Origin of the sequence: Streptomyces sp. NPDC014656 (assembly GCF_043084305.1) — a bacterium.
Lineage (GTDB): Bacteria > Actinomycetota > Actinomycetes > Streptomycetales > Streptomycetaceae > Streptomyces.
Map to the genome: position 1 here is coordinate 568,396 of NZ_JBIBZN010000004.1, position 21,927 is coordinate 590,322.

The 21,927-nt window shown below is 74.5% G+C and carries 22 protein-coding genes; 15 read left to right on the forward strand and 7 right to left on the reverse strand.

The window, feature by feature from the left end; translation table 11 throughout:
- The first annotated feature begins 10 nt into the window (after window positions 1–10).
- The 4 genes from ACF1ED_RS13300 to ACF1ED_RS13315 all read left to right on the forward strand — a co-directional run bounded on the left by ACF1ED_RS13300 (window position 11) and on the right by ACF1ED_RS13315 (window position 4,620).
- On the forward strand, window positions 11–1,252 hold the full coding sequence (locus tag ACF1ED_RS13300) for an energy-coupling factor transporter transmembrane component T (RefSeq protein WP_391759688.1): 1,242 nt from the start codon (window positions 11–13) through the stop codon (window positions 1,250–1,252).
- Window positions 1,249–3,054, forward strand: coding sequence for an ABC transporter ATP-binding protein (locus ACF1ED_RS13305; RefSeq protein WP_391759690.1), 1,806 nt, complete (start codon window positions 1,249–1,251; stop codon window positions 3,052–3,054). Before ACF1ED_RS13300 ends, ACF1ED_RS13305 begins: the two co-directional genes overlap by 4 nt.
- Window positions 3,045–3,911 (forward strand): ECF transporter S component, encoded by an 867-nt coding sequence (locus tag ACF1ED_RS13310; protein ID WP_391759692.1) that lies wholly within the window; start codon window positions 3,045–3,047, stop codon window positions 3,909–3,911. The genes ACF1ED_RS13305 and ACF1ED_RS13310 overlap by 10 nt, the downstream gene beginning before the upstream one ends.
- Before the next feature lie 307 nt (window positions 3,912–4,218).
- Window positions 4,219–4,620 carry a transglycosylase SLT domain-containing protein gene (locus ACF1ED_RS13315; RefSeq protein WP_391759694.1) on the forward strand — a complete coding sequence of 134 codons (402 nt, stop codon included), beginning with the start codon at window positions 4,219–4,221 and terminating at the stop codon, window positions 4,618–4,620.
- A 243-nt stretch (window positions 4,621–4,863) separates the two neighbouring features.
- Here the strand turns inward: ACF1ED_RS13315 and ACF1ED_RS13320 are convergent, their stop codons facing one another.
- The gene (locus ACF1ED_RS13320; protein WP_391759696.1) at window positions 4,864–6,042 is read right to left on the reverse strand and encodes a steroid 3-ketoacyl-CoA thiolase; all 1,179 of its coding nucleotides are present in this window, start codon (window positions 6,040–6,042) and stop codon (window positions 4,864–4,866) included.
- 496 nt (window positions 6,043–6,538) lie between these two features.
- Between ACF1ED_RS13320 and ACF1ED_RS13325 the strand changes: the two genes are divergently transcribed.
- From ACF1ED_RS13325 to ACF1ED_RS13335, 3 genes are all read left to right on the forward strand, one after another.
- Window positions 6,539–7,792 (forward strand): cytochrome P450, encoded by a 1,254-nt coding sequence (locus ACF1ED_RS13325; protein WP_391759698.1) that lies wholly within the window; start codon window positions 6,539–6,541, stop codon window positions 7,790–7,792.
- Window positions 7,793–7,890: 98 nt separating this feature from the next.
- Window positions 7,891–8,970, forward strand: coding sequence for a DUF2330 domain-containing protein (locus ACF1ED_RS13330; protein ID WP_391759700.1), 1,080 nt, complete (start codon window positions 7,891–7,893; stop codon window positions 8,968–8,970).
- A complete protein-coding gene (locus ACF1ED_RS13335) occupies window positions 8,967–9,635 on the forward strand; it encodes an O-methyltransferase (protein ID WP_391759702.1) in 669 nt (222 codons plus the stop codon). The genes ACF1ED_RS13330 and ACF1ED_RS13335 overlap by 4 nt, the downstream gene beginning before the upstream one ends.
- Window positions 9,636–9,741: 106 nt before the next feature.
- Here ACF1ED_RS13335 and ACF1ED_RS13340 read toward each other — a convergent pair whose 3' ends face one another.
- Window positions 9,742–10,680, reverse strand: coding sequence for a serpin family protein (locus tag ACF1ED_RS13340; protein ID WP_391759704.1), 939 nt, complete (start codon window positions 10,678–10,680; stop codon window positions 9,742–9,744).
- A 182-nt stretch (window positions 10,681–10,862) separates the two neighbouring features.
- Between ACF1ED_RS13340 and ACF1ED_RS13345 the strand changes: the two genes are divergently transcribed.
- On the forward strand, window positions 10,863–11,189 hold the full coding sequence (locus tag ACF1ED_RS13345; RefSeq protein WP_190223561.1) for an antibiotic biosynthesis monooxygenase: 327 nt from the start codon (window positions 10,863–10,865) through the stop codon (window positions 11,187–11,189).
- A gap of 34 nt (window positions 11,190–11,223) precedes the next feature.
- Window positions 11,224–11,709 carry a GNAT family N-acetyltransferase gene (locus tag ACF1ED_RS13350; protein ID WP_391759706.1) on the forward strand — a complete coding sequence of 162 codons (486 nt, stop codon included), beginning with the start codon at window positions 11,224–11,226 and terminating at the stop codon, window positions 11,707–11,709.
- A gap of 52 nt (window positions 11,710–11,761) precedes the next feature.
- Here ACF1ED_RS13350 and ACF1ED_RS13355 read toward each other — a convergent pair whose 3' ends face one another.
- Entirely contained in the window at window positions 11,762–12,598 is an 837-nt protein-coding gene (locus tag ACF1ED_RS13355) for a hypothetical protein (RefSeq protein ID WP_391759708.1), read from the reverse strand.
- A gap of 111 nt (window positions 12,599–12,709) precedes the next feature.
- The gene (locus ACF1ED_RS13360; RefSeq protein WP_391759710.1) at window positions 12,710–14,785 is read right to left on the reverse strand and encodes a DHA2 family efflux MFS transporter permease subunit; all 2,076 of its coding nucleotides are present in this window, start codon (window positions 14,783–14,785) and stop codon (window positions 12,710–12,712) included.
- Between the two features lie 664 nt (window positions 14,786–15,449).
- Between ACF1ED_RS13360 and ACF1ED_RS13365 the strand changes: the two genes are divergently transcribed.
- The 5 genes from ACF1ED_RS13365 (at window position 15,450) to ACF1ED_RS13385 (ending at window position 19,736) form a co-directional block, all read left to right on the forward strand.
- Complete coding sequence (locus ACF1ED_RS13365; RefSeq protein ID WP_391759712.1) at window positions 15,450–16,307, forward strand: peptidoglycan-binding protein; 858 nt, start codon at window positions 15,450–15,452, stop codon at window positions 16,305–16,307.
- Between the two features lie 238 nt (window positions 16,308–16,545).
- The gene (locus ACF1ED_RS13370; RefSeq protein WP_391759714.1) at window positions 16,546–17,214 is read left to right on the forward strand and encodes an HAD-IA family hydrolase; all 669 of its coding nucleotides are present in this window, start codon (window positions 16,546–16,548) and stop codon (window positions 17,212–17,214) included.
- A 385-nt stretch (window positions 17,215–17,599) separates the two neighbouring features.
- Window positions 17,600–18,250, forward strand: a complete 651-nt coding sequence (locus ACF1ED_RS13375) for an HNH endonuclease family protein (protein WP_391759716.1) — start codon at window positions 17,600–17,602, stop codon at window positions 18,248–18,250.
- 211 nt (window positions 18,251–18,461) lie between these two features.
- The gene (locus tag ACF1ED_RS13380) at window positions 18,462–18,935 is read left to right on the forward strand and encodes a DoxX family protein (RefSeq protein ID WP_391759718.1); all 474 of its coding nucleotides are present in this window, start codon (window positions 18,462–18,464) and stop codon (window positions 18,933–18,935) included.
- 168 nt (window positions 18,936–19,103) lie between these two features.
- Entirely contained in the window at window positions 19,104–19,736 is a 633-nt protein-coding gene (locus tag ACF1ED_RS13385; protein ID WP_391759782.1) for a DedA family protein, read from the forward strand.
- Here the strand turns inward: ACF1ED_RS13385 and ACF1ED_RS13390 are convergent.
- Entirely contained in the window at window positions 19,696–19,959 is a 264-nt protein-coding gene (locus ACF1ED_RS13390; protein ID WP_391759720.1) for a DUF2277 domain-containing protein, read from the reverse strand. The genes ACF1ED_RS13385 and ACF1ED_RS13390 overlap by 41 nt on opposite strands.
- 246 nt (window positions 19,960–20,205) lie before the next feature.
- A complete protein-coding gene (locus tag ACF1ED_RS13395; protein ID WP_351101107.1) occupies window positions 20,206–20,427 on the reverse strand; it encodes a hypothetical protein in 222 nt (73 codons plus the stop codon).
- Window positions 20,428–20,618: 191 nt separating this feature from the next.
- On the opposite strand from ACF1ED_RS13395, the gene ACF1ED_RS13400 reads away from it, so the two are divergent.
- Window positions 20,619–21,377 (forward strand): GntR family transcriptional regulator, encoded by a 759-nt coding sequence (locus ACF1ED_RS13400; RefSeq protein ID WP_391759722.1) that lies wholly within the window; start codon window positions 20,619–20,621, stop codon window positions 21,375–21,377.
- Here ACF1ED_RS13400 and ACF1ED_RS13405 read toward each other — a convergent pair.
- On the reverse strand, window positions 21,374–21,910 hold the full coding sequence (locus ACF1ED_RS13405; RefSeq protein ID WP_391759724.1) for a DUF4231 domain-containing protein: 537 nt from the start codon (window positions 21,908–21,910) through the stop codon (window positions 21,374–21,376). The two genes, ACF1ED_RS13400 and ACF1ED_RS13405, sit on opposite strands and share 4 nt — an antisense overlap.
- Window positions 21,911–21,927: the final 17 nt, after the last annotated feature.

Below are 21,927 nucleotides of genomic sequence, written 5' to 3' on the forward strand. Positions count from 1 at the left end.
CCCGGCGAGCATGACCCCGGCGAGCACGACCCCGGCGAGCGAGGTCCCGGCGGACGCCACCGCCGCCCCGACCGGATCCCGGCGCGACGCACGAGCGCTCCGCCGGGCCGGGTGGCGGGCGCGCCTTCTGGCGCCCGCGGCCGACCGGGGGAACGCGCTGCACCCGGGCGCCTGGTGGCTGTGGGCCCTCGGGCTCGCCGTCGCCGCCTCCCGGACCACCAACCCGCTGCTGCTCGGGCTGATCGTCGGCGTCGCCGGATACGTGGTCGCCGCGCGCCGCACCGACGCGCCCTGGGCCCGTTCGTACGGCGCCTTCGTCAAGCTCGGACTGTTCGTCGTCGGGCTGCGGATCCTCTTCTCGGTGGTCCTCGGCTCCCCCGTCCCGGGCTCCCACCCGCTGTTCACCCTGCCCGAGCTGCCCCTGCCGGGCTGGGCGCAGGGCATCCGGATCGGCGGCCGGGTCACCGCCGAACAGCTGGTCTTCGCGCTCTACGACGGGCTCAAGCTGGCCGCCCTGCTGATCTGCGTGGGCGCGGCGAACGCGCTCGCCAACCCGGCGCGGCTCCTGAAATCGCTGCCCGGGGCGCTCTACGAGGCCGGGGTCGCCGTCGTCGTGGCGATGACCTTCGCGCCGAACCTGGTCGCGGACGTGGTCCGGCTCCGTACCGCCCGGCGGCTGCGCGGCCGGCCCACGGGCGGGGTGCGGGCGGTCCTCCAGATCGGGCTGCCGGTCCTGGAGGGGGCGCTGGAGCGCTCGGTCGCCGTCGCCGCGTCGATGGACGCGCGCGGCTACGGCCGCACCGCCCACGTCCCGCCGGCCGTCCGTCGCACCACCGACGTCCTGGTCCTCGGCGGCCTGCTCGGCGTGTGCGCCGGCTCCTACGGGCTGCTCGCCGCGCAGGGCGCCGGGTACGGGCTGCCGCTGCTCGCCGCCGGACTCCTCGCGGCCGTCGCCGGGCTGCGGCTCGGCGGCCGGCGCAGCGTCCGCACCCGCTACCGCCCCGACCGCTTCGGCCCCCGCTCCTGGCTGGTCGCCGCCTCCGGCATCGCGGTCGCCCTCCTCATGATCAGGGCCAACGCCCACGCCCCCGGCGCCCTGCACCCCGGTGTCGTCCCCCTCACCGCCCCGGAGCTCCCCCTGTGGCCGGCCCTGTCGGTCCTCCCCGGCCTCCTCCCGGCCGTCGTCGCCCCCGTACCACCCGCCCCGCCCGCCCCGTCCACCCCGCCCGCTCGTGAGGAGCCGTCCGCGTGATCCGCTTCGAGAACGTCTCCGTGACGTACGAGGACGCCGCCGGGCCGACCCTGCGGGGCGTCGACCTCACCGTTCCCGAGGGGGAGCTGGTGCTGCTCGTCGGGCCGTCCGGGGTCGGCAAGTCGACGCTGCTCGGGGCGGTCTCCGGGCTCGTCCCCCACTTCACCGGCGGGACGCTGCGGGGGCGGGTCACCGTGGACGGCCGCGACACCCGCACCCACCATCCGCGCGAGCTGGCCGACCTGGTCGGCACGGTCGGGCAGGACCCGCTCGCCCACTTCGTCACCGACACCGTCGAGGACGAGCTCGCCTACGGCATGGAGTCCCTGGGCATCGCCCCGGCGGTGATGCGCCGGCGCGTCGAGGAGACCCTCGACCTGCTGGGCCTCGCCGAGCTGCGCGACCGGCCGATCGCGACGCTCTCCGGCGGGCAGCAGCAGCGGGTGGCGATCGGCTCCGTGCTGACCACCCACCCCAAGGTCCTCGTGCTCGACGAGCCGACCTCCGCGCTCGACCCGTCGGCCGCCGAGGACGTCCTCGCCGTGCTCCAGCGGCTCGTCCACGACCTCGGCACGACGGTCCTCATGGCCGAGCACCGCCTGGAGCGGGTCGTGCAGTACGCGGACCAGGTCCTGCTGCTGCCGGAGGCCGTCCTCGGCCCCCCGGCGGAGATCATGGCCGTCGCCCCCGTGCACCCGCCGGTCGTCGCCCTCGGCCGGCTGGCCGGGTGGGAGCCGCTGCCGCTGACGGTGCGGGACGCGCGGCGGCGGGCGGGGGACCTGCGGGCACGGCTCGCGGGACAGCACCCCTCGGGGCCTGCCCCCCGCCCCGCGCCTTCCCCCGGCCGGGGCCCGGCCGGGGCCCCCGCTCCCGGGACGCCGGACGGGCCGGCCGCGGCGGGCGGGGCCCCCGGCGCCGGGAAGGAGCGGGGCGGGGGAGGCTTCCTCCTCCGGCGCCGCCGCACCCGCACGGCCGCACCCGCGCCCTCACCCGGGGCCCCGGCCACGCACTCGGCCGCCCCCGGCCCCACCGCTCCCGCCCCCGCCGCCCCCCTCGTCGCCGTCGACCGGCTCGCCGTGCGCCGGGGCCGCGTCGAGGCGCTGCGCCGCGTCGACCTCCGGGTCGCCCCCGGCGAGGTCGTCGCGCTGATGGGCCGCAACGGCGCGGGCAAGTCCACCCTGCTCTCCACCCTCGTCGGCATGATCGCCCCCACCTCCGGCACGGTCCGCGTCTGCGGGCTCACCCCGCACGCCACCGACCCCCGCGCCCTCATCCGCCGGGCCGGCCTGGTGCCGCAGGAGCCCCGGGACCTGCTGTACGCGGAGACCGTCGCCGAGGAGTGCGCCGCCGCCGACGCGGACGCGGACGCCGCTCCGGGGACCTGCCGGGCGCTGGTGACGGAGCTCGTCCCGGGCGTGACCGACGCGACCCACCCCCGGGACCTGTCCGAGGGGCAGCGACTGGCGCTCGCGCTCGCCGTGGTCCTGACGGCCGCGCCGCCGCTGGTCCTCCTCGACGAGCCGACCCGCGGCCTCGACTACGCGGCGAAGGCCCGGCTGGTCGCCCGGCTGCGGGCGCTCGCCGCCGCGGGGCACGCGGTCGTGCTGGCCACGCACGACGTGGAGCTCGCGGCGGAGCTGGTGGACCGGGTGGTGATCGTCGCGGGCGGCGAGGTGGTCGCGGACGGCCCGACGGCCGAGGTCGTCGTCTCGTCCCCGGCCTTCGCCCCGCAGGTCGCCAAGGTCCTGGCGCCCGAGCCGTGGCTCACGGTCGAGCAGGTGGAGGAGGCGCTGTGCCCGTGAAGCGCGTCCACCCGATCCGGCTCGGCCCCCGCTCCGTCGCCGCCCTCGTCCTCGTCTCCCTCGTCGGGCTGGCCGGCGTCTGCTGGCCGCTGTTCGCGGACGCCGGGTCGGCCGTCACGGACCACGCCGCCGACGCGCCCTGGCTCTTCGCGCTGATCCTCCCCCTCCTCATCGCCGTCGTCGTGGCGACGATCGCCGACTGCAGGATGGACGCGAAGGCGGTGGCGATGCTGGGGGTGCTGGCCGCCGTGGGGGCGGCGCTGCGCCCGCTGGGCGCGGGGACGGCCGGCCTGGAGCCGATGTTCTTCCTGATGGTGCTGAGCGGCCGGGTCCTCGGCCCTGGCTTCGGCTTCGTGCTCGGCGCGGTGACGATGTTCGCCTCGGCGCTGCTCACGGGCGGGGTGGGCCCGTGGATGCCGACGCAGATGCTGGCGATGGGCTGGTTCGCGATGGGCGCGGGCCTGCTGCCGGCCGGGCTCCGGGGGCTGCCCGAGCGGCTGGTGCTGGCCGGGTACGGCTTCGCGGCGGCGTTCGCGTACGGCACGGTCACCAATCTGTACGGCTGGGTGACGGTCGGCGGCATGGCCCAGGCGATCTCGTTCGCCCCGGGCGCGCCGGTCGGCGACAACCTGGTGCGCTTCACGGCGTACGTGCTGGCCACCTCCCTCGGCTGGGACCTCGGCCGGGCCGTGCTCACCGTCGTCCTGACGCTGACGGTCGGCGGGCCGCTGCTGCGGGCGCTGCGGAGGGCCACGCGGCGGGCGAACTTCGAGGCCCAGGTCACATTCGAGGGGGCCCGGGAGGGGTCCCCGGGTGAGGCGCCTCATAGGACCCAGGTCACGTACGACCGGAAATAGTAGAGCCGGACGAGTCGCACAAAACACCCATCACCGACGATGACCTGCGAAAACGTCATGGCGGCGGTCTCCGGTCCGGGCACCCCGAGTCCGAACCTTCCTCGTACAGGGGGTCGTTGCGCCGGCTCCCGGGATTTGTTTGTGTAGTGGACGTCGCCAGGCAGCAGGTGCTCAGCGAAGCACCGCGGCAGGCCGGTTCCCCCCAGAACCCGGGTTCCCCCGGACTCTGGTTCCGGCTTGCCGAAAACGGTCGGAAACGGCCGTACGAGCCCGGCGCCACCCCAGTCCCCGACGTTAGGTAGACGTTTTGTTCCGCTCGATCACCACTCGTGCCGCCGCCCGCAAGAAGACCTTCGCCGCCACCGCAGCCGTGCTGCTCGGCGCCTCGGGTGCGGTGCTCGGCACGACGGGCTCGGCCTCGGCCGCCAGCCCGCAGGAGCTCGCCCGTGACATCGTGCCCGCCTCGCAGTACGCCGCCTTCAGCAAGATCGTCTCGCACGAGTCCGGCTGGAACTTCAAGGCCACCAACTCCTCCTCCGGCGCCTACGGCCTGGTCCAGGCCCTGCCCGCCTCGAAGATGTCCTCGGCCGGCTCCGACTGGAAGACCAACCCGGCGACCCAGATCAAGTGGGGTCTCAACTACATGAACGAGCGCTACGGCTCCCCGAACGCCGCCTGGGCGTTCTGGCAGGCCAACGGCTGGTACTAAGAGTCACCACGCCGCACGGCGCCCCCGCAAGGCCCCGCCCTCCACTCGGAGGGGCGGGGCCTGCGGCGTTTCCGGGGCCCGCCGCGCCGCCGGGAGCCTGCGCGCCGCCGCGGGCCGCGCCGCCTCCGGTCCCGCCGCACGGGCGCGGGGCCCCGCCCCTCCCGGGGGAGGGACGGGGCCCCGCGGTTTCCCGGGCACCCCTGCCAGGTCTCGTGGTGCCGGCCCGCGCCGGCGCCGGCCGCCCTACAGGCGCTGGATGATCGTCCCGGTCGCGAGCGCGCCGCCGGCACACATCGTGACCAGCGCGAACTCCTTGTCGGCGCGTTCCAGCTCGTGCAGGGCGGTGGTGATGAGGCGGGCGCCGGTCGCGCCGACGGGGTGGCCGAGGGCGATGGCGCCGCCGTTGACGTTGACCTTCTCCAGGCCGTCGAGCTCCTTGTCGAACTCCTGCGCCCAGCTGAGGACGACCGAGGCGAAGGCCTCGTTGATCTCGACCACGTCGATGTCCCGGAGGGACATGCCGGCCTTGCCGAGGACCGCGCGGGTCGCGTCGATGGGCCCGTCGAGGTGGTAGTGGGGGTCGGCGCCCACGAGGGCCTGGGCGACGATCCGGGCGCGGGGGCGCAGCTTGAGCGCGCGGGCCATCCGCTTGGAGGCCCACATCACGGCGGAGGCGCCGTCGGAGATCTGGGAGGAGTTGCCGGCGGTGTGGACGGCGGTGGGCATGACCGGCTTGAGCCGGGCGAGGCCCTCCATGCTGGTGTCGCGCAGCCCCTCGTCGCGGTCGACGAGTCGCCACATGCCCTGCCCCGCGTGCTGTTCCGCCTCGGTGGTCGGGACCTGGACGGCGAAGGTCTCGCGCTTGAAGCGTTCCTCGGACCAGGCGGCGGCGGCCCGCTCCTGGGAGATGACGCCGAGGGAGTCGACGCGCTCGCGGGTCAGGCCGCGGCGGCGGGCGATGCGCTCGGCGGCCTCGAACTGGTTGGGCAGGTCGACGTTCCACTCGTCGGGGAAGGGCTTGCCGGGCCCGTGCTTGGAGCCGGAGCCGAGCGGGACGCGGGACATGGCCTCGACGCCGCAGGAGATGCCGACGTCGATGACGCCGGCCGTGATCATGTTGGCGACCATGTGGCTCGCCTGCTGCGAGGAGCCGCACTGGGCGTCGACCGTGGTGGCGGCGGTCTCGTAGGGCAGGCCCATGGTGAGCCAGGCGGTGCGCGCGGGGTTCATGGACTGCTCGCCGGCGTGGGTGACCGTGCCACCGACGATCTGTTCGACGCAGTCGGCGGGGATGCCGGTGCGGCCGAGGAGTTCGCGGTAGGTCTCGCCCAGGAGGTAGGCGGGATGGAGGTTGGCGAGCGCGCCTCCGCGCTTGCCGATGGGGGTGCGTACGGCTTCGACGATGACGGGTTCCGCGGCCATGAGCTCGTCCTCTCCTCGACCGGACGGGGTGTCCCGGCATCCGCCGGTCGGAGTCACGGGAGAACTAGTACGCGTTCTAGTTCTGAGTGAAGTCTTATGACTGCTACCGCCGGTACGCAAGGGTCCGGGAGGCAGCAGTTCGGCGGCGGGGTCGGTATTCGGAAACGCACGCGGACGGGGCCCGGGGGTGCGCGGGGGCGGGTTTCAGAAGCGCATGGGACGAGGCGCGGGGGTGCGCGGGGCGGGATCCGGGAGCGCGCGAGGACGAGACCCAGGGGTGTGCGGGGCGGGATTCAGGAGCACGCGAGGACGAGGCCCGGGGGTGCGCGGGGGCGGGATTCGGGGGCACGCGGGGACGGGATCCGGGAGCACGCGAGGGTGAGGCCTGGGGATGCGCGAGGGCGTATTCGGCCCGTGCCTCTTGCCACTTGTAGAACTCGTTACTAACTTTCCCGGCAACTTCTGATGACCCATCAGATATTGGAGCGTGTTGCCGATGACCTGCCCCCACCTCCCCGAGGGATTCGACGCCACCGACCCCGACCTGCTGCGCAGCCGCGTCCCGCTCCCCGAGTTCGCGGAGCTGCGGCGGACCGCCCCGGTCTGGTGGTGCCCCCAGCCGCGCGGCGTCACCGGCTTCGACGACGAGGGCTACTGGGCCGTCACCCGCCACGCGGACGTCAAGTACGTCTCCACCCATCCCGAGCTGTTCTCCTCGCACGAGAACACCGCCGTGATCCGCTTCAACGAGCACATCGGACGCGAACAGATCGACGTCCAGAAGCTGATCATGCTCAACATGGACCCGCCGGAGCACACCCGGGTCCGCCAGATCGTCCAGCGCGGCTTCACCCCCCGCGCGATCCGCACCCTGGAGACCGTCCTGCGCACCCGCGCCCGGGCGATCGCCGAGGAGGCGCGGGCCGCCGCCGCCGAAGACCCGGACGGCGCCTTCGACTTCGTCACCCGGATCGCCGTCGAGCTGCCCCTCCAGGCCATCGCCGAACTCATCGGCGTCCCCCAGGAGGACCGCTCCCGGATCTTCGACTGGTCCAACAAGATGGTGGCGTACGACGATCCCGAGTACGCCATCACCGAAGAGGTCGGCGTCGAGGCCGCCATGGAGCTCATCGGCTACGCGATGAACATGGCCGCGGCGCGCAAGGAGTGCCCCGCCAAGGACATCGTGTCCCAGCTCGTCGCCGCCGAGGGCCAAGGGAACCTCTCCTCCGACGAGTTCGGGTTCTTCGTACTGCTGCTCGCCGTCGCCGGCAACGAAACCACCCGCAACGCGATCAGCCACGGCATGCACGCCTTCCTCACCCACCCCGACCAGTGGGAGCTCTACAAGCGGGAGCGCCCCGCGCCCACCGCCGAGGAGATCGTCCGCTGGGCGACCCCCGTCGTCTCCTTCCAGCGCACCGCCACCCAGGACACCGAGATCGGCGGCCAGAAGATCAAGAAGGGCGACCGGATCGGCCTCTTCTACTCCTCCGCCAACCACGACCCCGAGGTCTTCGAGAACCCGGAGGCCTTCGACATCACCCGCGACCCCAACCCCCACCTGGGCTTCGGCGGCGGCGGACCCCACTTCTGCCTCGGCAAGGCCCTCGCCGTGAAGGAGATCGAGCTGATCTTCGACGCCGTCGCCGACGTCCTGCCGGACCTCACCCTCGTCTCCGAACCGCGCCGGCTGCGGGCCGCCTGGCTCAACGGCGTCAAGGAACTGCGGGTCCGCGCCTCGCCCTGACGGTCCGCACCGCACCCTGACGACCCGCACCTCGCCCTGACGGCCCGCACCGCACCCTGACGGGGAACCGGGACCCTCCCCCGCACGTCCGAGCGGACATGCGGGGGACCACACACAGAATCCTGACCACACTCGTCGCGCTGCTCGCGCTCCAGCTCGGCTCGCTCGTCGCGCCCGCCTGGGCCTGCGGCTGCGGCGCCATGATCACGCACAGGTCGGAGCGGATCGGCGTCGACCGGGAGGAGTCCGCCGTCCACTGGGACGGCCGGAACGAGACCGTCGTCATGCGCTTCCGCGTCCACGGCGACGCCCGGCAGGCCGCCTGGGTCATGCCCGTGCCGCACCGCGCCGGCGTCACCCTCGGCGACCCGGAGCTCTTCGACGCCCTCGAAGGGCTCGCCGCGCCCGAACGGCGCGACCGCTTCTACTTCTGGCCCCGCGAGGACGACTGGCCCTTCGACGTCGGCTCCGGCGACGGGGCCGCGGCCGGCGCGGCCCCCGGCGGCTCCGTCGGCGTCGTCGGCCGCGAGCGGCTCGGCCCCTTCGACGTCGCCCGCCTCACCGCCACCGACCCCGAGGCCCTCGGCACCTGGCTGCGGACCAACGGCTTCGAACTCCCCGACCGGCTCACCCCCGAACTCCGGCCGTACGTCGACCGGAAGTGGGAGTACGTCGCCGTCCGCCTCGCCCCGGAGAAGCGGGGCGAGCGCCTCTACGGCGAGCTGACCCCGCTCCGCATCACCTTCGCCTCCACCGAACTCGTCTACCCCATGCGGCTCTCCCGGCTCGCCGCCACCCCGCAGACCCTCGGCCTGTCGATCCTCGCCGCCCATCGCATGGAACCCCGCTCGGCGATCGGCGGCGAGCGCCCCGAGGTCACCTTCTCCGGCCGCCTCGACCACCCGGAGGGCCCGGTGGCCGACCTCACCGGCGGCGCCCCGGCCCACCTCACCGTCCTCGAACAGCGCTTCCCGGCCCCGTCCCGGATCTCCGACGACCACGTGCTGCGCACGGTCGCCGACACCCCCTACCGCCAGGTGGTCCACCGGGACCGCCTGCTGACCCTCGGCGGCGTCCCCGCCTGGCTCCTGACCACGGCGGCCGGCGCCGCGCTCGCCGTGACGGCCGCGCTCCTGACCGTACGGGCGAGGCGCCGCCGGGTACCGTCGCTCGCATGACGAACCCCCAGTGGAACGACGTCGACCAGTACGTCACCGACCTGCTGGTCCCCGCCGACGAGGCCCTGACCGCCGCGCTGGCCGACAGCGCGGCGGCCGGCCTCCCCGAGATCGCCGTCGCCCCCAACCAGGGCAAGTTCCTCCACCTGCTGGCCCGGACGCAGGGCGCCCGCCGCATCCTGGAGATCGGCACCCTCGGCGGCTACAGCACGATCTGGCTGGCCCGCGCCCTGCCCGCCGACGGCCGCCTGATCACCCTGGAGCACGACCCCCGGCACGCCGGAGTGGCCCGCGGCAACCTCGCCCGCGCCGGCCTGGCCGACCGCGTCGAGGTCCGCACCGGCCCGGCCCTGGACACCCTCCCGCTCCTGGAGGAGGAGGGCGCCGGCCCCTTCGACCTGGTCTTCGTCGACGCCGACAAGGCCAACAACCCGCACTACGTCACCTGGGCCCTGAAGCTCTCCCGCCCCGGCACCCTGATCGTCGTCGACAACGTCGTCCGCGGCGGCCGCGTCGCGACCGAGGACCCGTCGGACCCCGCGATCACCGGCACCCGCGCGATGTTCGACCTCGTCGCCCGCGAGCCCCGCCTGGACGCGACCGCCCTCCAGACCGTCGGCACCAAGGGCCACGACGGCCTCCTCATCGCCCGCGTGACCGACTAGCCACCCGGCCACACGCCGGTCCGGCCCGTGGCCCGCCCGGTCACGGGCCCGCCCGGTCCGGTCCCGACACGTCCGGTCCCGACACGTCCAGCCCCTGGCCATCCGGTCACGGGGCGGCGTCCGGTCCCGGCCCCTCCACCCCGGCCCGCCATCCCGCGAAGAGCGGCAGTTCCCCTTCGGCGTCGAGGACGACGACGCCGAAGGGGCGGTCGAAGGCGATCCGTTCGAGGGGGCGCGGCCGGGCCGCGCTCCGCACCATCGTCACCTGCGTGACGGCCGCCGCCTCCACGCCCCGCTCGGCCACCTCGACCACCGCCTCCTGCACCACCCGGGAGACGAGGAGCGGCTCCGGCGACAGCCCGGAGAAGTCGGCGCCGGGCCGCAGCGCCCCGCCCGCCCCGAGCTCCTCCAGCCACGGCCGGAGGTCGAACCGGGACCGCAGCGAGAAGCGCGGCAGCGCCAGCTCCACCGCTTCGTCCTCCACCGGCTCCCGCCGCGCGTCCCAGGCGAGCGGCAGCACGTCGGCGGGCCCCCTCCCCGGCGCCCCGAGCACGAACCGCACCCGCACCGCCCGCGCCCCGGCCCCCGGCAGCTCCACCACGACGGCCCGGCTCCCCCACCGCCCCTGCCGCACCTTCCAGACCCAGGCACCCGGGATCCGCTGCCGCATGGTCGGCACGGGACGGACGGCGCCGGACGCGTCGGTGAACGGCTCGGGCCGCGTCGCCCCCGCCGGAAAGGCCGTCCGCCAGGCCGCCTTCAGCGCCAGCACCCCGAGCAGCACCAGGTCCTCGGACCCGTCGAGCCCGAGCGGCAGCTCCGGCACCCGCCCCCCGCTCTCCGCCCGCACCCACGCGTCGAGCTCCGCCTGCGCGTCCCCGCCCAGCCGGCCGAACCCGACGTCCGGCAGCCCGCCCCGGAACCCCTCGTACACCGGCACCCGGCTCCACACCCCCACGGCCCCGCTCACCCCACCGGTCCCCGCGACCGTCCGCCCGACGCCGGTCACGGCCGCCCCGGCCTCCTCCCCCGCCACCCCGAGCATCCCCCGCAGCCCCTCCGCGGTCCGCCCCGCGCCCCGGAGGCCACCGCCCCCAGCGCCAGCCACGCCCCCGCGGGCGACCACACGAAGTCCACGTCCCCGTTCCCGGGCACACGACGCGCCGCGAACGCCCGGAGGGCGCCCGCGCGCGGGACGGTGGGAGTGCCGGTCATATCCTGCCCCTCATGAGCATCGTGAAGATCAACGTCCTGACCGTGCCCGCCGAGCAGCGGGAGGTGCTGGAGCAGCGGTTCGCCTCGCGGGCCGGGGCCGTGGAGGGCTCCGACGGGTTCGAGTGGTTCGAGCTGCTGCGTCCGCTGGAGGGTACCGACCAGTACCTCGTGTACACCCGCTGGCGGAGCGAGGAGGACTTCCAGAACTGGATGAACGGTTCCATGAAGGCCGCCCACCAGGGCACCGCGGGCGGTGAGGGCGGCGAGCGGCCGAAGCCGGCCGCCTCCGGGTCCACGCTGTGGTCCTTCGAGGTCGTGCAGCAGGCCTCGCCGAAGTAAATCCGGCGGCGGAGACGGGTGCGCGGGTCGCAGAATGGCCCGCATGACCTGGAACTTCTCCGCCGAGCGCGTCGACACCCCGGACGCCACCGCCCTGCGCCGCGACTACTACGGCGACGTCGCCGGGCGGTACTTCGGACGCGTCCTGACCGAGGACGAGTACGACGACGACATGATCGGTGACGGGCTCGACCGCCTCGCGCCGCCCGCCGGGGAGTTCCTGGTCGGACGGTACCGGGGGAAGGCGGCCGCCTGCGGCGGGATCGTGCTGCTCGACGGCGGACGGGCCGAGCTGACCCGGGTGTTCCTCCGGCCCGCCTACCGCGGCCTCGGGGGCGCCGACCTCCTCATGACCGGACTGGAGGAGGCCGCCCGCGCGCTCGGCGCCCGCCGCATGGTGCTCAACACGCGCCTCGACCTGGTGGAGGCGCGGGCGCTGTACGTGCGGCACGGCTACGGCGAGATCCCGGCGTACTGCTCGGGGCCGTACATGGAGATCTGGTACGGCAAGGAGCTCTGAAGCCTGCGGCCCCCGGGCCGGGGCGGGTTCCGGGCCCCGGCCCGGTCCTCGTTCAGCCCGCCCAGACGACGACGTCGAAGGTGGCGTTCGTGTCGCTCGCCTGGCCGGCCATGGCCTTGACGGTCATCCGCAGGAGCTTGCCCTCGTCGGTGCGGCCGCAGAGGGTCAGGCCGGTCTTGATCTCGAAGTCGTTCGAGGTGGCCTGGGTGTCGACGACGCCCGCGCAGTCCCCGTACGACGGCGTCTTCGGCGTGCCCTTCCACACGAGGGCCTTGGCGCCGTTGTCGGGCCGCAGCATGTGACCGCCGAAGGGGTAGACGGCGAAGTCGTTGTCGCTGTTGATCTCGGACATGACGGGCGGCGCCGCGTCGAGGTCCTTGTCCTCCACGTACGTGATGACGAGGGTGCCCCGCCAGTGGACCGTGTCGGGCGCGGGCCCGGCCGGGGCGGCGGACGCCGTCTCCCCGGCGGGGGTGGCGGCCGTGCCCGTGGCCGACGTGGTGTCCTGCGCGGGCGTGGTGTCCCGCGTCGGCGTGGCGTCCCGCGCCGGCTCGTCGTCCGCCGCCGGGGCCGGGGCCGCCGTGCTCGACACGGGGGCGGGGGCCGGGGCTGCCTCCGGGCCGCCGTCGTCCGTGTTGACCAGGTACGTGCCGACGACGCCGATCACCGCCGCCACCAGGGTCGCGCCCGCGCCGATCCAGGCGCCCCGGTGCGACGGCGGGCGGCTCGGCGGGCCCGTGTACGCGCCGTGGGCCGGTCCGGCCGGCGGATACCCGGGGGCGTGCCCCGGCGCCTGGCCCGGCTCGTATCCCGGCACGTGTCCCGGCGCGTGTCCCGGCGCGTGTCCCGGTGGCGTCGGCCAGCCCTGGCCCGGCTCGTGGCTGCTCATCCTGTCCATCCCCCTGTGACTGGAGTCGATCTTCGACGGGACAGCGTACCGACCGGTCCTGAGCCCACGTCATCCCGCTTTCCCGCAGCCGGAGTTCCGCCCCCTCCTCCGTCAGGCCCGGTGGTCGCGGGGCGGTTCGGGGGCGCGGGGGCGCTCGGCGTCGGAGCCGCACAGCTCGGCGTTGAGCTGCTCGACCAGCTGCACGAGGTCGGTGGGGCGGTCGGGTCCCCACCAGTCGCCGAGGAGCGCGGCGAGGGACTCCTCGCGGGCCCGGGCGAGCCGGTCGGCGGTGGCGGCGCCGTCCTCGGTGAGGACCAGCCGCAGCCCCTCGCGCCGGGCGAGCCGCCGCTCCTCGACCTCGCGGGCCGCGTCGGTGATGACGCGCAGCGGCACGGGCGCGGCCTCGGCGAGCCGGGCGGGTTCGACGGTGCCGTGGCGGCGGATGCGCAGCAGCAGCCAGCTGGAGGCGGGCCGCAGGTCGAGCCCGGCGCGGGCGGTGATCGTCTCGTAGACCTCCTTGCGGCCCTCGCGGGAGCCGAGCACCGACAGGGCGCGGGCGGCCTCCTCGTACGAGGACCGCTCGACCGGGTTGGAGGCGAGGGTCTGGCTGGTGTCGGGCGCGGTCACCGAGGCGCGCAGCGGGTCCTCCTTGAGGAACCAGGCGACGACGAAGGCGACGAGGACGACCGGCGCGGCGTACAGGAAGACGTCCGTGATGGAGGTGGCGTAGGCGTGGAGGACCTCGGGCCGCAGTTCGGCCGGGAGCCCGCCGATGGCGCGCGGGTCGGCGGCGACCTGCCCGGGGCCGGTGCCGGGCGGCAGCTCCGTACCGGCCCGGGCGGCCCCGGCGAAGACGTCCTCCAGTTTGTGGGTGAGCCGGCTGGTGAAGACGGTGCCGAAGACGGCGACGCCGAAGGACGCGCCGATGGAGCGGAAGAAGGTCGCCCCGGAGGTGGCGACGCCCAGGTCCTCGTAGCCGACGGCGTTCTGCACGACGAGGACGAGGACCTGCATGACGAGGCCGAGTCCGGCGCCGAAGACGAAGAAGTACGCGCTCATCTCCCAGGTGGAGCTGGTCTCGGTCAGCCGGTGCAGGAGCAGCAGGCCGAGGGCCGTGACGGCGGTGCCGGTGACGGGGAAGACCTTCCAGCGGCCGGTCCTGGACACGATCTGGCCGGAGGCGGTGGAGGTGAGCAGCATGCCGACGACCATCGGCAGCATGTGGACGCCGGACATGGTGGGGCTGACGCCCTGGACGACCTGGAGGAAGGTCGGCAGGTAGGTCATCGCGCCGAACATCGCGAAGCCGACGACGAAGCTGATCACCGAGACCAGGGTGAAGGTCCGGATCCGGAACAGCTTGAGGGGGAGGACGGGTTCGGCGGCCCGGCGTTCGACGCGCACGAACCAGACGAGGAGCACCGCTCCGAGCAGCGCGGTCCCGATGATCTGCGGCGAGTCCCAGTCCCAGGTGGTGCCGCCGAGGGAGGCGACCAGGACCAGGCAGGTGGCGACCGAGGCGATGAGGAAGGTGCCGAGGTAGTCGATGGTGTGGCGGGTGGAGCGGACCGGGATGTGGAGGACGGCGGCGATGACGAAGAGGGCGACGACGCCGATGGGGAGGTTGATGTAGAAGACCCAGCGCCAGGAGAGGTGCTCGGTGAAGAACCCGCCGAGCAGCGGCCCGAGGACGCTGGTGGCGCCGAAGACGGCGCCGAAGAGCCCCTGGTACTTGCCGCGCTCCCGGGGCGAGACGAGGTCCCCCACGATCGCCATCGACAGCACCATGAGCCCGCCGCCGCCGAGGCCCTGGACCGCGCGGAAGGCGATGAGCTGCGGCATGTCCTGGGCGATGCCGCAGAGGGCGGAGCCGATGAGGAAGAGGACGATCGCCGCCTGGAAGAGCTTCTTGCGCCCGTACTGGTCGCCCAGCTTGCCCCACAGGGGGGTCGCGGCCGTGGAGGCCAGCATGTAGGCGGTGACCACCCAGGAGAGGTGCTCCATGCCGCCGAGCTCGCTGACGATCGTGGGCAGGGCGGTGGAGACGATCGTCTGGTCGAGGGCGGCGAGCAGCATGCCGAGCAGCAGCGCGCCGATCGCGACGAGGACGGTGCGCCTGCTCTGCCCCTGCCCCGGCACGGGTGCGGGTTCTCCGCCGAGCTGCGGCGGGCTGGTCTCCTGGGCCATGGGCGTCTCCCTGCGCGTCTCGCTTCTCGCGTCCCCCGGGCGTGGTCTCCATCCTGAGTCGAATGTCCGGATATGGCCTGCGGAGGGGTACACGTGTTCACCCGTCGGCGGTGGGGCGCCTGCATAATCACTGCCAGTTGCGTTGGGGAGGGGACACATCATGACCGGACACGCATGTCCTGAATGCGGTGGTCAGAGACCGGGCTGCGCCTGCGCCCGGGCGGCGGACCGTTCGGCGGAGCTGGCGGCGGCCGAGGACTTCGACCCGCTCCGGATCAGGCCGTACGTGACGCTGGACGCCCACGACGAGGCGGGCGACCCGCCGACGACGCAGCTGAGCGCGATACGACCGGATGCGGGACGGCCGGAGGCTGTGCGGCCGGACGCGGGGGCCGGTGCCGGGGCGTACGGGGCGGGTAAGTATGGGGCCGGTACGCATGAGGCCGGGGCGTACGAGACTGGGGCGCACGGGGCTGGGGCGTACGGGACTGGGGCGCACGGGACTGGGGCGCACGGGACTGGGGCGCACGGGACTGGGGCGCACGGGACTGGGGCGCACGAGGCCGGGGCGTACGAGGCCGGGGCGTACGAGGCCGGGGCGTACGAGGCCGGGGCGTACGGGACTGGGGCGCACGAGGCCGGGACGTACGAGGCACAGACGCAGGTGGTACCGGCGTACGGCTCCGAGGGGTACGGCTCCGAGGGGTACGGCTCCGAGTCGCACGCCCCCGGGGGGTACGGCTCAGGGGAGTACGGCTCCGGGGGCGGGGCCCACGAGACCATGCCGCTGATGCTCGGCGGGGTCGGCGGCGCGGGGGGCGCCGGCGGTTCCGGTCCGGGCGGGGAACGGCGGGAGCGGCCGCGCCGGCGGCGGGGCGCGCTGGTCGCGGGCGTCGCGGCGGCGGCCGTGGTCGGCACGGCCGCGCTGGCGGCGGCGGTGCTCGGCGGCGAGGACCCCGACGACCGCGCAATGGTGCCCGAGGTGACCACCAGCGCGTCCCTGAACCTCGCGGTCTCGGAGGAGCCGTCCCCGTCCTCCTCCGGCCCGACGCCGAGCCGCACCCCTTCGAGGACGCCCTCGCCGCGCACCTCCTCCCCGACCCCGACGCCGACGCCCACGACGGCCTCTCCGTCCCCGTCGGCGTCCGCGACGACGGCCCGGCCTTCGGCCACCGGTTCGCCGTCCGCGACCGGCGGCGCGGCCCCCTCGGCGAGCGGCAGCACGGCCCCGGCCGCCCCCGTGGCGCCGACGACCGCCTCCGCGTCCCCGCCCCGGACGGACGCGCCGGCCGGCGCCGTTTTGAGCATGGGGGACACCGGACCGGAGGTCCAGGACCTCCAGCGGCGCCTCCGGTACATGTGGATCTACCTCGGGGAGGCCGACGGGGTGTTCGACGACGAGGTCAGGGCGGCCGTGGCCTCCTTCCAGGGCCGGCTGTGGCCTCCGGTCGAGGAGCCGGGCGTGTACGACGCGGACACGCGGCGCAAGCTGGAGCGGGAAACCCGGTCCATGGACGACTGACCACCGGCCGACGCGGCACGGGGCCGGGACCGGACGGGGCGGGGACGGGGACGGAACGGGGACGGCGCGAGCCAGTACGGGGGGCGCGAGGCGGTACGTGGGGGGGGCGGGTACGGGGGGGCGGGTGGCGCAGACCGCTCCCGGTTTTGTATCGTGAAGAAACAAAGTGGCCCCGCCCGTACTCCCTGACCGGCGGGCGGGACCGCTTCGTTCTCCGCACCACCCCCCTGGAGACCCCATGGCCGCCACCCCGGCAACGCTCACCGCCCGCGCCCTCCTGCTCGACATGGACGGCACCCTGGTCAACTCGGACGCCGTCGTGGAGCGCTGCTGGCGCCGCTGGGCGGACCGGCGGGGAGTGGACGCCGAGGAAGTGCTGAAGGTCGTGCACGGCCGTCAGGGCTACGCCACGATGGCGCTCCTCCTCCCCGACCGCCCGATGGCCGAGAACCACGCGGACAACGCCGTGATGCTCGCCGAGGAGACCGCCGACGTCGACGGCGTGGTGCCGGTGGCCGGCGCCCCCGCCTTCATGGACGCGATCGCCGGCTTCCCGCACGCCCTGGTGACCTCGGCGGACGAGGCCCTCGCCCGGGCCCGGATGGGCGCGGCGGGCCTGCGGATGCCGGCCACCCGGGTGACCGCCGAGCAGGTCGGGGCGAGCAAGCCCGACCCGGAGGGCTTCCTCAAGGGCGCCGCCGAACTCGGCGTGGACCCGGCGGACTGCGTGGCCTTCGAGGACTCCGAGGCCGGGGTCCGGGCGGCGAAGGCGGCCGGGATGCGCGTGGTCGGCGTCGGCCCGCGAGCCGCGGCCTACGCCCCGGACGTGTACGTGCCGGACCTGACCCGCCTGCGGCTGGAGGCGCACGAGGACGGGACGATGACCCTCGGAGTCGTACCGGAGTAATCCCCCGCCCCTCCCCTTCCCACCGCGCGCGGCCGGATCATCCGGCCGCGCGCGGTCGCGTACGCGGCGGGCGTGTACGCGGCGGGCGGGGGCGGGCCGGGCGCGGCACAACGGCCCGGCGGCCCGACGGCTCAGCGGCCCAGCGGCCCAGCGGCCCAGCAGAGGGCCTCGCTCGACGCGCACGGGAACCCCTTCCGCGCGGGCGGAATCTGGCGCTCCATCAGGACACGTCACACCCCTTGATGTGACGTGTGCATGTCGCCACCCTGTTACCTGGCGCACCCCCCGGCGAAACCTCGCGCCGCCACGATGACCGGGCGCCGCGCCCGGTACCGCACGGGACCGGGCGAACCGCCAAGGTCCCACCGAATCAAGGGAGTCCCCCATGCCCGTCGGCAAGGTCTACGCGCGTCGAGCCGCCGTGCTCGCCTCCACCGCCGCCCTCGCCCTCACCGGCCTCGTGACCACCGCGCCCTCCACGCAGGCCGCGATGCCGACCCCGGTCAGCGCCGCCACCGCCCGCACCTACCTCGCCGCCCTCACGGTCAAGGCGGAAGGTTCCCTCACCGGCTACAGCCGCGACCTCTTCCCGCACTGGATCACCCAGTCCGGCGCCTGCAACACCCGCGAGACCGTCCTCAAGCGGGACGGCTCGAACGTCGTCACCGACTCCGCCTGCGCCTCCGTCAGCGGCAGCTGGTACTCGCAGTACGACGGCGCCACCTGGACGGCGGCCTCCGACCTCGACATCGACCACGTCGTCGCGCTCGCCGAGGCCTGGCGCTCCGGCGCCAGCTCCTGGACCACCGCCCAGCGGCAGGGCTTCGCCAACGACCTCACCCGGCCGCAGCTCATAGCCGTCACCGACAACGTCAACCAGGCCAAGAGCGACCTCGACCCGGCCGAGTGGCTGCCGCCGCGCACCGCGTACCGCTGCACCTACGCCCGCGCCTGGGTGCACGTGAAGCACCACTACGGCCTCAGCGTCGACTCGGCGGAGAAGAGCGCCCTCCAGTCCGTCCTCAACGGCTGCTGAACGACGGCCTCCTGACGCGCCGTGAAAACGGCGTGAAATCGGCGCGCCTGTGGTCCAGACCTACGCCACCCTGACCGCAGGCGCGCCTTCGTGGCATGAATGTTGAACTTGCAAGTACTACTGAGGGATGCCTAACCTGAAGGCCGTCCGGTACCAGCCCCCACACCCGTCCCTCCCCGGACGGGCCGGCGCCGAAGGAGTTCCCCCCACCATGAACACCCTGACCACCCGTCTCGATCAGGCGCAGCCCTACGCCCTCGGCCTCTTCCGGGCCGTCGTCGGCCTCCTCTTCGCCTGCCACGGCGCCGCCTCGCTCTTCGGCGTCCTCGGCGGCCCGGCGTCCGGCGTGCCCGCCGGCACCTGGCCCGGCTGGTACGCGGCGCTCATCCAGCTCGTCTGCGGCGGCCTCGTCCTGGTCGGCCTGGGCACGCGCGGGGCGGCCTTCATAGCCTCGGGATCGATGGCGTACGCGTACTTCTCCGCCCACCAGCCGGAGGCCCTCTTCCCGCTCCAGAACGGCGGCGAGGCGGCGGCCCTGTTCTGCTGGTCCTTCGCCCTGCTGATCTTCACCGGCCCCGGCGGCCTGGCCCTCGACGCCCTCTTCGGCCGCAAGGACGCGCGGGGCTCCCATGACGGCGAGCACGAGCGCGGCACGGAGAAGCAGGGCACGCCGATCGCCGCCTGACACCCACCCCTCCCCCTTCTCCTCCCCTCATCCCCTCATCCCCTCTCCCCCGCCCCCTCTCTCCGCCGCTCTCCCTCCCCTCGGCACGAGCGTCGGCCGTCCGGGCTCCCGCCGGCACCCACCCGGCGGGGGCCCGGACGGCGGCGCGTAGGCTCTGGCCCTGTGAATCTGCTCGACAGCATGGGCTCGCTGAGGTCGCTGACCGCGGGCCCGTGGATCTATCCGGTGGTGGCGACGTCGATCCTGCTCGACGTCTTCCTGCCCGTGCTGCCGAGCGGCTTCCTGGTGATCTCCGCCGCCACGGCCGCCTCCGCCGCCCTCGGCACGGCCACCGCGCCGGCGGACGTCCCCTCCCTGCTGCCGCTGCTGCTCACCGCGGCGGCGGCCTCCATGCTCGGCGACTTCCTCGCGTACCGGCTCGCGCTGCGCGGCGGACGGCGCCTGGACCGGGCGATAGGCCGCTCGCGCCGCCTGACGGTGGCGCGGGAACGTCTCGGCACCGCCCTCGCCCGGGGCGGCGGCCTGATCGTGGTCCTGGCCCGCTTCGCCCCCGCGGGCCGCTCGGTGGTCTCCCTGGGCGCGGGCGCGGCGGGACGGCGCCCCGAGGAGTTCCTCCCCTGGTCCGCGCTGGCCGCGGTGATCTGGGCCTCGTACAGCGTGGGGCTCGGCTGGCTGGGCGGGCAGTGGCTGGGCGCGACCTGGTTCAGCGCGGGGGTCTCGACCCTGGCGCTGCTGCTCGCGGGCGGACTGGCCGGCTACCTCATACGGCGTCCGGGCGCGGCTCCGGCTCCGGCGGCCTGACCTCGTGGTGGTGCGCTCCTCTCACCTCCAGGGTGGCGAGGAGTCTGGCGGTGGCGCCGGCGATCTCGTCGACGGCCCGGTCGAAGACCTCCTGGTTGTGCGCGGCGGGGGCGCGGAAGCCGGAGACCTTGCGGACGTACTGGAGCGCGGCGGCGCGGATGTCGTCCTGGGTCGCCTCATGCGGCAGGACGGGCGGACGGAGCGTCTTGATGCTGCGGCACATGCCTCCAGTGTGAAGCCCCCCACTGACAACGCCCGGGAACGAGGGAACGCGGGAACGGCCGGAAGCGCGGGAACGGCCACGGGCACGACCGGAAGTGCCGGAACGAAGGCGCCGGAACGAAGGCGCCGAACCGAGGTGCCGAAACCGAGGCGGCGACCATCAGGAACCGCCGAGAAGCATCGAGAACTGCCGGGAGCCGCCGGGAACCCTCCGGAGCCGTCGGGAACCGCCGAGAACCGGCCAGGATCAGTTCAGCCCCCGCCGACTGCGCGCGTTGATCTCTGCGGCGCGGGCGCGGAGCTCGCGCAGGGGCGTGGCGAGCTGGACCTCGCCGGGCTCGGCCTCCCACTCGGCCCCGCCGTGGACGGCGCGGATCAGGAAACGCCCGGAAACGCTCCGCACGAAGAAGCCGACCCGCCCCGTGGCGGTGTCGCGGACGAGGTCGCCGACCTCGGGCACAGGTTGCACGCCACCCCTCCGTCCGGTCCCTAATGCTGCATGGGGACACCCAGGGAAACGCGGAGACCCCTCCCTGTCAACGCATCTCTAGAGATGTCCCCCCGATGGATGGATCACGAGGGCAGGACGGCGCACACGTGTGCACCCTGGCCGCGGGGAGCCCCTTAGGGTGTCCGGCAGACGAAGGGAGTGGTCCACCCGTGACTGACCAGGACGGCACTCGTCGGCCCAAGTACCAGCGCATCGCAGATGAGTTGAGGACGGCGATCCAGTCCGGCGCCTTCGCGCCGGGCGCCCGGCTCCCCGGCGAGAACGACCTCATGACCACCTACGAGGTGGCCCGGATGACCGCCCGCCAGGCCCTCGCGGTCCTGCGCGGCGAGGGCCTCACCGAGGCCCGCAAGGGAGCCGGCGTCTTCGTCCGCGCCTTCCGCCCGCTGCGCCGCCGGGGCATCCCGCGCCTCGCGGGCGAGGGCTGGGCGGGCGGCCGCTCGGTGTGGGCGGCGGAGGTGGAGGACAGGGCCCTGGTCGTGGACCAGATCGCGGTGTCGGAGGAGGGGGCCGGGGACCGCGTCGCGGGGGCACTGGACCTGCCGCCGGACGCCCCCGTCTGCGTACGCAGCCGCCGCTTCGTCCTCGACGGCAAGCCGGTCCTGCTCTCCGTCTCGTACCTCTCCGCCGACCTGGTCCGCGGCACTCCCATCGCCCGCCCCGACACGGGCCCCGGCGGCACCTACGCCCGTCTCGCCGAGCTGGGCCACCGCCCGGCCCGCTTCCGCGAGGAGATCCGCTGCCGCATGCCGACGGCCGAGGAGACCAGCCGTCTCGCGCTCCCCCCGGGCACCCCGGTGGTCCTGATCGGCCGCACGGCCTTCACGGAACCGGGCCGCCCGGTCGAACTCAACGAGATGACCCTGGACGCCTCGTCCTACATCCTGGAATACGACTTCGACGCCTAGCTCCCGCCGTCCCGGGCCTCCGGCACCTCGCCCCGGCTCCCCCGCCCCGGCGCCTGGAGGTCGGCGGAGACCTGGCCGCCCAGCGTCATCACGTTCAGGGTGGCGGCGTTCTCGTTGGCGATGGCCCTCTCCACCCGGGCGACGAGCAGCGAGAACGCCTCCCGCTCGGACAGCTCCCGGTAAGGGCCCACCCGTGCCTCGAAGTAGACCCGCTCGTGCCCGAGCAGTTGCTCGGTGGACCGGTAGTTCTTCCACTGCTCCCGATACCGGTAGACGCTCTCCAACGACACCGCCGCGACCACGACGACGCTCAGCACGGTCGCGGTGACCCGCGCGAACCCGGCATCCAGGTTCACGAACACCGGCACGAGCGCCCCGCCGACGACGGACACCGTCCGCATCCGCAGGTGCATCGCCTTCATCCGAGCGGCCTTGACGTCGTACCACTCCTGATACTGCGCCAGCCGGCTCTCGACGTACTTCTGCGCCGTCAGTTCCCCACCGGCGGCCTCGACTTCAGGCGCATCCCCCACATCAATCATCCCCGGAG